This window comes from Okeania sp. SIO3B5 (genome assembly GCF_010692555.1).
GTDB lineage: Bacteria > Cyanobacteriota > Cyanobacteriia > Cyanobacteriales > Microcoleaceae > Okeania.
This window is the reverse complement of record NZ_JAAHHG010000052.1, coordinates 1-8,306: the sequence shown is the minus strand read 5'-3', so window position 1 is coordinate 8,306 and position 8,306 is coordinate 1. Positions and strand designations below refer to the sequence as shown.

The 8,306-nt window shown below is 39.2% G+C and carries 4 protein-coding genes and 1 pseudogene; 3 read left to right on the top strand and 2 right to left on the bottom strand.

Features of this window, described 5'->3' with window-relative positions; all coding sequences use genetic code 11:
- Positions 1–801 precede the first annotated feature (801 nt).
- A complete protein-coding gene (locus F6K54_RS09900; protein ID WP_293076971.1) occupies positions 802–1,653 on the top strand; it encodes a class I SAM-dependent methyltransferase in 852 nt (283 codons plus the stop codon).
- Between the two features lie 156 nt (positions 1,654–1,809).
- Here the strand turns inward: F6K54_RS09900 and ppc are convergent, their stop codons facing one another.
- Together ppc and F6K54_RS09890 are read right to left on the bottom strand one after the other, a co-directional pair.
- Entirely contained in the window at positions 1,810–4,893 is a 3,084-nt protein-coding gene (gene ppc, locus F6K54_RS09895) for a phosphoenolpyruvate carboxylase (RefSeq protein WP_293076969.1), read from the bottom strand.
- 374 nt (positions 4,894–5,267) lie between these two features.
- A complete protein-coding gene (locus F6K54_RS09890; RefSeq protein ID WP_293076967.1) occupies positions 5,268–5,498 on the bottom strand; it encodes a hypothetical protein in 231 nt (76 codons plus the stop codon).
- 161 nt (positions 5,499–5,659) lie between these two features.
- Here F6K54_RS09890 and F6K54_RS09885 point away from each other — a divergent pair, with 161 nt between their 5' ends.
- Together F6K54_RS09885 and F6K54_RS09880 are read left to right on the top strand one after the other, a co-directional pair.
- Entirely contained in the window at positions 5,660–6,940 is a 1,281-nt protein-coding gene (locus tag F6K54_RS09885) for an RNA-guided endonuclease TnpB family protein (RefSeq protein WP_293076965.1), read from the top strand.
- Positions 6,941–7,062: 122 nt separating this feature from the next.
- Positions 7,063–8,306, top strand: a pseudogene (locus tag F6K54_RS09880) (hypothetical protein); the annotation flags it as partial.

Below are 8,306 nucleotides of genomic sequence, written 5' to 3'. Positions count from 1 at the left end.
TGCACAAAAACAACAGAAAATCAAATTTATAATTCCCGGATTAAGGATAAGAATATGGGAAAAAGAAATGGTAGATGCACCCTGATAGATAGCCTCCGCCATAATTGGTGGAGGTTTTTTTTTGCACTAAAAAAGTAGAAAATTAAATTTATAATTCCCGGATTAAGTATCAGAATATAGGAAAAAGAAATGGTAGATGCACCCTGATAGATAGCCTCCGCCTTCATTGGTGGAGGTTTTTTTTTGCACAAAAACAACAGAAAATTAAATTAATAATTCCCGGATTAAGTATAGGAATATGGGAAAAAGAAATAGTAGATGCACCCTGATAGATAGCCTCCGCCTTCATTGGTGGAGGTTTTTTTTTGCACAAAAACAACAGAAAATAAAATTGATAATTCCCGGATTAAGTATAGGAATATGGGAAAAAGAAATAGTAGATGCACCCTGATAGATAGCCTCCGCCTTCATTGGTGGAGGTTTTTTTTTGCACAAAAACAACAGAAAATCAAATTTATAATTCCCGGATTAAGGATAAGAATATGGGAAAAAGAAATAGTACATGCACCCTGATAGATAGCCTCCGCCTTCATTGGTGGAGGTTTTTTTTGCACTAAAAAAGTAGAAAATTAAATTGATAATTCCCGGATTAAGGATAAGAATATGGGAAAAAGAAATAGTACATGCACCCTGTATAGATAACCTTCGCCTTCATTGGTGGGGGTTTTTTTTTGACACTCAAACAACAGAAAATCAAATTGATAATTCCCGGATATTGTCAGGCTAACCTAAAATACAAATATGAATATTTCAATTCAAACAATTATGTCTGATTCCTCATCCAAAAATAACTGGTATCAAGACTTTAACCTGGAACAGAAATCTAATTGGTATGGCCAAATAGCAGATGCTTACGATAGAACTAGACCTCGTTATCCCCAACCATTAGCTAATCGTGTCGTAGAAATAGCTCAACTTTCTTCTAATACTAAGATTTTAGAAATAGGCTGTGCTACAGGAACAGCAACAACTAGCTTTGCCGATCTTGGTTTTTCTATGATATGCGTAGAACCAAATTCAGAATCTTATAAAATAGCTGTGAAAAATTGTGCCCACTACGAAAGAGTGAAAATCATCAACACTACTTTTGAAGAGTGGGAATTAGAAAAGAATCAGTTTGATGTAGTGCTTGCTGCTACTTCTTTTCACTGGGTATCGCCTGAAATTCGTTATGCGAAAACTGCTGAAGCTTTAAAAACCAATGGCTTTTTAGTTTTACTTTGGAATACTCCACCCCAACCAAGTCAAGATATTTATCGGGAATTATTAGATTCAGTTTATCAAACCTATGCATCTGATGTAAAAGGGTATGAAGCGATCGCAACTCATCAAAAAAATATTAGTAGTATAGGAAATGCGGTTATTGACTCTGGTAAGTTTCAAAACTTAGTTTCCGAAGAATTAATATGTGAAGTAACTTATGATATTGATGATTATCTAGCACTTTTAAGCACCTTATCACCTTATATAGCAATGGATGCAAAGCAACGTAATACTTTATTTGAAAAATTGAGTACAATTTTAAAAGAATATTATGGCAATATTATAAACCTTTCTTACTTATCTGCACTTCAGATTGCTCAGAAAGTCTAATTTAATAGCAGAAGGAAGAAGGAAGAAGGAAGAAGGAAGAAGGAAGAAGAAAGAAGGAAAATCAAGCTTTTGATATGTCCGCGCTCTTTCCTTCGACTGCTTTTGTTCCCTACTCCCCCACTCCCCTACTCCCCCACTCCCCTACTCCTCTACTCCTCAACCTGTATTCCGCATTCCTGCCGCAATACCATTGAGAGTCAACAAAGCTCCTTGTAACAACTCACCCTTACTATAGCGAGAGTGAATTACTCCTGGCGTACCTGTATCATGCTGGCGCAAGCGTTTCAACAAAGCTACCTGCAACATACCTAGAGGCACAATATTAGCATTCCGCAACTGCACAGAACGCTGTAAATCTGGCTCTTCATCTAAAGGTCGTTGATTGCCAGAAATTTGTAAAACTAAATCCCGTGTCAGGTTATATTCAGTAGAAATTTGCTCAAACAACGTCTCAAATCTTTCCCTATCTTCTGGGTTAGATAATTCTCGGACATAATAATGAGCCATTTGCAAATCTACCTTCGCTAGAGTCATCTCTACTTTAGAGATTGCAGTGGTAAAAAATGGCCATTTTAGATAAAAGTACTGCAAAAGTTTCAGGTGTTCTTCTGGTCGCTTTTGCACAAACTCTTGTAAAGCTGTTCCTACCCCATACCAAGAAGGTAGTAAGAAGCGACTTTGAGTCCAGCTAAACACCCAAGGAATTGCCCGTAAACCAGAAATTGTCTTCTTTTTATCATTTTTCCTCCGAGCTGGACGAGAACTAATTTGTAGCTGACTAATTTCTTGGATCGGGGTAACTTGATAGAAAAATTCTACTAAATCCTCTTGTTCATAAATCAGGTGTCGGTAATGAGTGCGCGATCGCACTGCCAACTCTTCCATAATGTCATTCCAGGTGTCAATTTCATCAAACCCTGTATGTAGCAAACTGGCTTGAATAACTGCAGTAGTGACATTTTCTAAGTTATACATGGCTAATTCAGGCAGAGAATATTTAGAAGCTAGCACCTCACCTTGTTCGGTAATCTTAATCCGCCCACTAATACTCTTACCAGGTTGAGCCAAAATAGCTTTGTAAGCAGGACCACCACCACGTCCTACCGAACCGCCACGTCCATGAAATATCCGCAATGCAATACCATATTCCTGACCAATTTCATGTAAAGATTTTTGAGCTTTATGAATTTCCCAGTTACTACTGAGGAACCCAGAATCTTTATTACTATCTGAGTAACCAAGCATCACTTCTTGCAAAAGAGTCTCTAACTCAGATGAGTCTGCTTGCGGTTCTAATTTATTATATCCACCAGCAAGTGCTGCCCGATACAAAGGCAATTCAAATAAATTGCGCATAACCCTGGGAGCATTTCTTAAGTCTTCCACTGTCTCAAACAGAGGCACAACCAGAATCTCACTTGCACCAGTTGCCGGGTCATAAAGTCCTGCTTCTTGAGCTAGTAACAACACTTCCAATAAATCGCTGACATCACGACTCATACTAATAATGTAAGTTTGGCAAATTTCGGGGCCAAACTCTACCTGTAACTGTCGCAGCATTCGGAAAGTGTTAATGATTTCGCAAGTCCTCTCAGAAAAAGGTAGTTCTGTAGGAATTAGTGGGCGACGAGTAGGCAACTCTGTTGATAGCCACTCAGTGCGTTCTGCCTCTGACATTTCAATATAGGGTTTAGGCAGAATTTGTAAATATTCAGTAACTTCATTAATTACAGCCTCATGGACAGAAGACTCCTGACGGACATCCAGTCGTGCTAAATTGAAGCCAAAAATTTCTACCTGGGAAATGAGACTTTCCAAGTCACTACAGCTTAAACCAGTTTCGCTCAAATTACGTTGAATTAGTAGTAACTCTTCTAGAAATTCCGGACCAGAACGATAAACTGCTGCTGTTTCTCGACGTTGGGAGAGAACTTCCATTTCCCTCTGGAGAGAATCACCATTATACAAGCGCCAGTTGCGATCGCGAGTATTTTCCAAACGCTTTCTCACATAAGACAACTTCAACCTATAGGGTTCTCGCCGATAGCGAATTGCCCACTGATCGTATACTTCGGGCATTTGCAATTGATCGCGGTCTAAAGAATCCAGCAGTTCTGGTAAAACATCACTCCAATGCAGCGACAAACTTAAAAGTTCGATCAGGGAATCGATCTTATCTATATACTTATCTAACACTATCTTGCGTTGATAGCAAGCTGTTTGCCAAGTCACCTCTGGGGTACAAAAAGGATTACCATCCCGGTCAGCTCCCACCCAAGAGCCAAACTTACAGAAATTGAAAGTCGGTGGTTTTAAGTAAGGGAAAGAACCATGGAGAGCTTGCTTAAACCTTTGGTATAGTTTGGGCGTAGCTTCAAGCAACACTTCTTCAAAGTAATGAAGAGTTGTTTCTACTTCATCAAGTACAGTAGGTTTAAATTGGTGTAGTTCGTCTGTACGCCACCACAAACGAATTTCTTCCGTTAACTGTTCCTTGAGAGATTCTGCTTCCCAAGATGAAACCACTGAATTTTCCTGTTCTCCATCTCCAGAAAATTCTGAAAAACTTTCTTCTATTAGATCGAGCTGTTGGAAAATTTTGGCAATGCGCCGCTGTTTTGTTCTAATTGTATGACGTACAATTTCTGTAGGATGTGCTGTAAATACTAGACGGATATCTAAGTTATCAATTAATCGTTGAATTAATTGAGATGGTACGTTCAGAGTCCGCAGTAAGGGAAATAGATAATGAAATGTCCCCTCTCCTTCAGGTTTACTTCTGTTATCGCTCCATATTGGAATACTTCCAACTCGCAATGAACAAGCTTCACCTTCCTTAGTTTCATCGTCTTTAAATATTAGTTTTCCCAGACCTTTGTTCTTAGAATAAGCTTGTTGTTGAATCCTTTGTTCATAATGTTGTTCAACAATATTTATTAGCTGAAAATATAAAGCAAAAGCTCGAGCTGCCCGAATTGCATCTTTGAGTTCTAACTGTTCAATAAGTTGTACAATTTCTGAGTCCAGAAAGTTAAAAGCTTGTCCTTCTGTAGAATTAACCAAGCGCATCTTCTGGAGTATGCTTACCAACTCTTGGCCGCACTCTTGCTCTAGCACTAATTCCCACAAATTTTCAATTATTTTAATTCGATTACTCAGAAACATACTGGAAGCTTTAGTCGAGGCATTGTTAACCCCTTGTGCTAGCGTTGTCTGCTCTGATTTTAGTAGTGAGCTCATATTACCTATTCCTTAGTAGATACTGATATCAAAATAAATGTATTGTTTGATTCTGTTACACTCACATGATTTATGCACAAACACTATGTATAGTAGGGGCAAACGGCCGTTTGCCCCTACAGATGGTGTATAACTTGACCTTTTGCGTAAGTCCTGACTCATTAAATGGGATTTAAATGTTTATAATACACCTGGGAGTCAAGTAGCCCTTTGATAGCTAGCCTTTCAGCAATGTTTTTTGTTAATTAATCACATAGCAGTAGAGGCTTTTAGCTAACCTATTGAAAAGGATGGCAGTTTTCCATCCTTAACCTTGAGTTGAAGAAATCTTCGGAATCTTTTGAAACTCTAATATAGAATATAGTTAAATAAAATTAGGAATCTGATTTATTTTGGGGAAAATTAAGCATTGGTAGCCGATCGCCCCGGAATATTTCCTCACTATAGAGGCCAATTTCTGGCAATAATTCATTAATAGCTTTATTACCCAATAAACCTAATAAAACCGGACCAGTGGCCAAGCTAAGTAAAATATCTGAGGAAATTTTCCAACTGGGAGTTTTTAGTGTAGGATTTTCAGAGGAATTTTCTCGGAAGGATTGCATTGATATTACCTCAGTAAGTGTATACGCTAGAACTTATCTAAATGTTGGCATTTATACCCGCCCTCTCCTGTAAGGGAGCGTCCTATGGGAATGCCAATCAATATTGTGGTTTTACACACTCTATGTTAGAGTGTAATAATTGATTCAGCAAACAACAGTAGATGGTTGAAAAAGCCTACAAATTCAGATTTTACCCAACTCCAGAACAGGAAAATCTGTTGCGGAGAACTTTGGGTTGTGTACGCCTCATCTACAACAAAGCTTTAGCAGCAAGAACTCAAGCTTGGTATGAGAGGAAAGAGCGAGTAGGTTACAAGCAAACTTCAGCTATGCTTACCAACTGGAAAAAACAGGAAGACTTGGATTTTCTAGCACAAGTAAGCAGTGTACCATTACAACAAAGTTTAAGACATCTACAGACTGCTTTCACCAATTTTTTTAGTGGACGATCTAACTATCCTAATTTTAAGAAAAAACGAAATGGTGGTAGTGCCGAATTTACAAAGTCTGCATTTAAGTGGAGAAATGGTCAAGTATATTTGGCCAAATGTGCAGAACCGTTACCTATTAGATGGAGTAGGCAACTGCCCCAAAACTGTCTACTCACTTCGATAACCATCAAACTTGACCCAAGTGGTAGATGGTCTGTATCTTTGAGATTTAATGATACCAGAGATTTAAAACTCAAGCCAACTCAGAAGCAAGTAGGCATTGATTTAGGAATCGCCAGCCTATTAACTACCAGTGATGGAGAAAAAGTAGCCAACCCAAAGAATCTTCAGAAGTTACACAAAAAACTGAGGTTAGCTCAGAAGTCTCTATCTAGAAAAACTAAGGGGTCTAATAACTATCAAAAAGCTAGACTTAAAGTAGCTAGGATACACGCAAAGATTAAGGATTCAAGAGTTGACTATACCCACAAACTGACAACCCAGCTAATTAGAGAAAACCAAACGATAGTGGTTGAGGATTTGGCAGTCAAAAACATGGTTAAGAATCATAAGTTAGCCAGAGCAATAAGTGATGCTAACTGGGGAGAATTAGTTAGGCAATTAGAATACAAAGCTCAATGGTATGGACGGGAATTAATCAAAATAGACAGATATTTCCCCAGTTCTAAGCGTTGCTCTAATTGTGGACATATAGTAGAAAAATTACCTCTAAACATTAGAGAGTGGGATTGTCCAGAGTGTGCAACTCACCATGACCGTGATGTTAACGCTTCGATAAATATTTTGCGGATGGGAACCCGCGTCGGCGTTAGCGAAGCTCCTCTGGAAGAGGTTAGACGCAAGGGAACGCCCACCAAGAAGGCTGCGGGGCTCGCAGTGTCAGTCTGTGGAGTGACTGTAAGACCCGAAGAGAGTAAGTCTCGGAAGGCAGGTGCTATGAAACAGAAAGCCCCTAACAGCGATGTTAGGGAATCCCGCGCTGTCTCGTAGAGCAGCGTCGGGAAAATGTCAAAATGTTTATGCGCTACAGTCCAAAATGTCACTAACAAATAGTTAAGCCGAGCAAGGGAGTCTCCCACAAACAGGAGAAGATGAAAGGGAATAAAACTATATTGACGGAAAATCGCTCTCCTTTAGGAGATTGGGCACAGAAAGCTCTGGGACTTCCAGAGGTACAAGTGCAAGTAAGATTGCGTGGCAATCATTTACATATTCTCTGTGAAGCGGAAAAATGTCCAGAAATGAACTTTGCCCTAGCCCAGTTTTCTCAAGCACTGGGTAAGATCGATCTAGAAACTCTACTACCTCCTAATCAACCTCGGATTTACCAGATGTTTCTATGTGGCCGAACTTTAGGTCGCAGGAGACCTGATTGGACAGTAAAACTTGATGGTAATAAGGTAGCAACTCAGACTCAACAGGTAAATACTCCTTCTAATTCCTCTGATTCAGAAGTTAATACTCTCTCGAAGTCTAATTATCTTGTTCCTGCAAAATATCCACAAAATCAAAGTGATAGCCAAACTTTACCGGAAGGACATCTGACAAAAGTCACTGCTGGACAATCTCCGAAACTAGATATTAATCACAATGCCTCTGAATTACTTTCAACTCCCCACAAAGCATCTGTGTTGACAAATGACACATTAGATTATTCAGAACTGGTTTTATCACCAAAATTAGACCCAGAAAATTTTTCTGTTACTGAATCACAACAGCTAAATGAATTAGAGATAGAGTCAGAGAATACAGAAGAATCAGACCAATATTTACTTGATTCTCCCCTTACAGTTTCTTATCAAAGATTGGCCCAATATGGCCATCCAGATGCAATTGCTAGTTATCTTAGTGAAGTTTTAGGTGAGTTAGGGGTTTCTGTAAATGTCAGTATTCGAGAAAAACAACTTAAGGAAAAATTAACAGAAACTACCCCACAATCAGAAGATTCTGCCAAAAGTCCTGAATTGAAAACCCATAAAATTTTATGGGTCTCCTGTGAAGCAGCTTATAGTCCAGCACCATCTCTGTTGGCAGAACCGATCGCGCAAAAGCTCCGAGAGTTAAAACTCAAAGATTTCCATGAAGCTCTAATTTCTCTACTTGTTCAGGGTGAAACTGCACCGGACTGGATGTTGCGGGTGGATCTAACTCCGCCCGATCTGATGCTACAAGAATGGGCAAGTTGGGGAGATGTGGCAGCAATTGAACGTTTGCTACAACAACAATTTACTACTCTGGGAATCAAGATTCGAGCTACTCTCAAAGAATCTACATTACATTTATTTTGTACTAATACTAATAACTCAAACCAACTGGGCTGTCTCTCACGCGGATGGGCCTTGTGCATCTTGCGTCC